Consider the following 3741-nt stretch of genomic DNA (forward strand, 5'->3'; position numbering starts at 1 on the left):
TTGTCAGTGGCAAACAGGCTAGGGCGACTTGATGATAATAAGCTACCGGTATTCGTCAGATGCTCACTATCACCGATAGCTTGCATCAGAGTTTGGTCATCTGCTCTATGGGTAAAGTGGCTGCCATAATTGCTTCCTGCTTGGGCCTCAATACGGTTAATTGCTTGGGCGGGGTTATCTAATAAGTAGTTGCTTGTTGGGGTGATAAGATTATAGCAAAACAGTTTGTAGCCACTCCTGCTTTCCGCTGCTATTTTAACTGCCCACAGGAGCAGGCACTAAAGACCGTGCCGTTCCTGCTTTGCGATAACGTCTCTGCCTGAGTTCCTGTAATCCTGGGATCAGCCAAGGATATCCTCTGCAATCAGGGCTAGCGGTGGCATCTGACGTTCGCAGAGGGTGGTCGTGGTTGGAGTTTTTATGCTGAGTAATGCCTATAATTTGAAGTTAAGTTGAATGCTTTGAGTTTGAGATGTTTCTTATTTAACGAACGACAAAAAAACCACCCGAAGGTGGCTTAAATAATTACTTATATTAAGTCATCTAAATCAAGTAAGTTTGAATCATCATCAACGCCAAATGCTGTTTGTCCTAATCTCTTAAAGTCGATGTACTGAATCTCAATCAAGTCGGGTAAAAGATTGAGATGGACAAAGATATTCATCTTATCTATATTTTTGATAGAAGCATTATCACTAATCGCAAGGGCAGGGACAAAGCCAAACATTTCATCGTATTCAAGTGCTCCAAATTTTTTCACACAACGCTTGAATAGAGGTTTGCTATTGTTATCAACCATATCAACATATTTTGTCTCTTTAAAAGCAAAAAATAATTCAATTTTTCTATCTGCTAGGCCTTTTGCAATATCTTTCGCTTCCCCTTTTTCTTGATAAACCCAACCAAGAGTTGGAGTAATTGTATAGGCATGACCTATTTTTTCACCCCAAACGTATAACTTGCCAAAGCCACTACGAGCGATAACATAGTAGTTATCTTGTTTTAGAACGTCCTCACCTAACCAAAGGGCTAGTTCATCTTCATAATCAGTTGGATTGACTATCCAAAACAAGCCTTGCTTAAAGCGGCAGAAGCCCATTTTCTCCCAATAGAAAAGAAGCTTATCAGGCAATTTACCTTTATAATAATCTAGAATTGCCTGATCGGCAGGCTGTTGCCAGTCAGGTTGTCCAAAATCTTCCATAAACAAGTCAAATCCTTCATCAATAATAAAATTATTCATTACAATTTCCTATTTTAATTATCTACAACGGTTTAATTCTACCTTCATTTTGGTTTGCCCGCCTTGAGACTTTTGTGCTTCTTTAGCGGCCTTATCCATCTGTGCAACTCTACTATTTGCTTCAACTTTATTAGACCATTGTCCACCTATGGACTTATTCACATCAGCACGACCCAGTCGATTAATTTTATCTTTACCACCTGCAATCATATCAGGATCATGTAAAGCATTCAGGTCTTTCATTATTTCAGGAGTGCGTTTGTTCGCCAACCGTTTAGCTTCTCTAGGAGATTTTCCTTGTTTCTCATAGCTATTTTTTAAAGACTCATTGATCTTATCTTCATACTCTGTTCTAGCGTTTGCCTGCGCCCCATTACTTTTCGGTCTGCCATGCGTTTTAAAGGCATCACGACCTGTCAAATACTCATCAACAGTTAAGTTGTTCAGTCCAGCTTCTTGGTCTTTTAATTGACGATAGTACTCTTTTTCAAACTTTGCATTTGCTTTACTGTCTTTAGCAAACCTACTCTTTAAGCTTTTACTTGGCTTAAAGCATTTAGGGGTATGTTTTTTCATAACGCCTTTTCTAGCAGGTCTCGACGTGATACTGCTATTATGACTGACTGTTTCGCCAGAAGCTTTTCGGTTGGTTGATGCCAATGCTGTGCTGGGTTTATTACCAGCTGTCCGACCCACACCTGCGCTATTAACACTCGCCGTAGCCGGTGTCATCTTTGACCATCCATCAATCTCATTGATAATTTGCTGACCGAAACGATCAAAGTCCTTTTGAATCTGTATCAGCTTTTGCTTATTAGACTTACTTAAACTGTTTAGAAACTTAGGGGTCAAGATACTATTCAGTAACCCTTTTAGCTTACTAACATCTAACGCTTTCTTTAGCGCTTGCTCTGCATTACCTTTACCAAATTTTCTGATAAAGGCAAATAAATCAGCAGGATTTTTACCGCCAATTTTCACTGCTTTAATGGCACTTTTGACCGCATCACCAACGACAGGGATCAGCCCTATTAATGCTGCTATGAGTAAAAACCACAAAGTAGTATCAGAGGGCTTGTCTTTTAGGTTCATGACTGCCTTGATGATGTCTCGCGCATCAATAAGCTGTCCTGCAATAGGAACTGCACCGATCACAATTTCAGCGAATAGTGCCCAAGACGAGGTGTTTTCACCTGCTAGAAACGAACCTGTCTCTTCTTTTAATGCTTTAAACCAGCCTGTGGGCTTTTCTTGTTTGGCTTTCTTATATTTTTGAGGAGTGTAATCCTTCCCTATGTTACTAATCCCTAGTGCGCCGCCGCCAAAGCCATTACTACTCATATACCATCCTCCATATCTATATCAGGCTTGAAGTCAGCAGGGTCTTCACCATAATAAACATGAGCTTGACCCTTAGGCACACCTTCTAAACGAGCAAAGCCATTTTCATCTAAAATGCCTTCTCTGATAGAGCCATCTGCGAACTCAACTCTATAAGGCGCACTGCTTACTGGAGTCTCATCATCGTGTAGATAATTAAGCTCGATAAAGGTTGGTGGTTCGTCCAAGATATTAGAAGGTAAGCCTGAAACAAATTGACCATCAACACCGCCCCCAGCCTTACTATGCTTCCCAGCTTTCTCCGTAAACTGCTTAGCCGTAATGGTAATATCACCACCATCCAAAGTGATACTGGCTCCACCAGCCGTCAGCGTAATCTTATTCGTTGCTACTATCTCAACTTCCTTAGTCGAGGAGGCGATATTCACATCTTGTTTTGCCGTGGCTTCCAGTTTTCCTGTATGCGCTGAGAGGGTGATATTGTCTTTGGCATTGGTCATGCTAAATTGACCATCGGCTACTATATTGAGTGACTCGCTGCTGACTTGGTTATGGCTATCACCACTACTAGTTAACATATCTTGCTGCGAGGTCATTATCATTTCACCCATTGACCGGTGAATGAGTAGGTCATCACTGACATAACCGGTATCAGCCGCACTATCAATGAGCGTGAATGGCGTTGTTTGATGGGTTTTGGTTTGCTGTTCTTCTGCGATAGTTTCAAGTTGGGTCTTAATCGCGTTATGGTCATTAACCTGTCTACCAAGTCCCGTTGCTAACTGCGTTAAACGCTCCGCTAAGTGCTGACCGCCAAGACTAGTTTGGGTGAGGGTCGGGGTGTGGTGTTGGTAATTATGTTGTCCTGTTTGCGCGTGGGTTTGCGGTTGAGTGGAAAGGGCTAAGGCTTCACCTGACTTGATATTGATTTGGGCATTGGTAGTGGCGCTAATACCTTCGCGCTTAGTGCCATTATCTGCAGGGTTAATGACGCCCATCTTTATCGTGGCACTAACCTTGCCACTATCGACTTGTAGCTGTGAATAAGCTTGCTCTGTACGATGGTCAGTCACCCATTCAGATAGGCCGTTTTCAGTGTTGCGATAGCCGCTCTCGACCGCTTGCTCATTGTCAGTGGCAAACAGGCTAGGGCGACT

3 protein-coding genes are annotated in these 3741 nt (G+C 42.2%); all 3 read right to left on the bottom strand.

All coding sequences use genetic code 11. From position 1 onward, the window contains the following. Positions 1–529: 529 nt before the first annotated feature. Positions 530–1243: a GAD-like domain-containing protein gene (locus tag J3491_RS11820; RefSeq protein WP_075100798.1), complete on the bottom strand. Its 714-nt coding sequence runs from the start codon at positions 1241–1243 to the stop codon at positions 530–532. Positions 1244–1261: 18 nt separating this feature from the next. Further along, entirely contained in the window at positions 1262–2584 is a 1323-nt protein-coding gene (locus J3491_RS11825; protein ID WP_075100799.1) for a polymorphic toxin type 15 domain-containing protein, read from the bottom strand. Beyond that, positions 2581–3741: DUF2345 domain-containing protein (locus tag J3491_RS11830; protein ID WP_207970347.1), on the bottom strand; the 1161-nt coding region annotated here is incomplete at its 5' end. The genes J3491_RS11825 and J3491_RS11830, both read right to left, overlap by 4 nt.

The organism is Psychrobacter halodurans, from assembly GCF_017498075.1.
Taxonomy (GTDB): Bacteria; Pseudomonadota; Gammaproteobacteria; order Pseudomonadales; family Moraxellaceae; genus Psychrobacter; species Psychrobacter celer.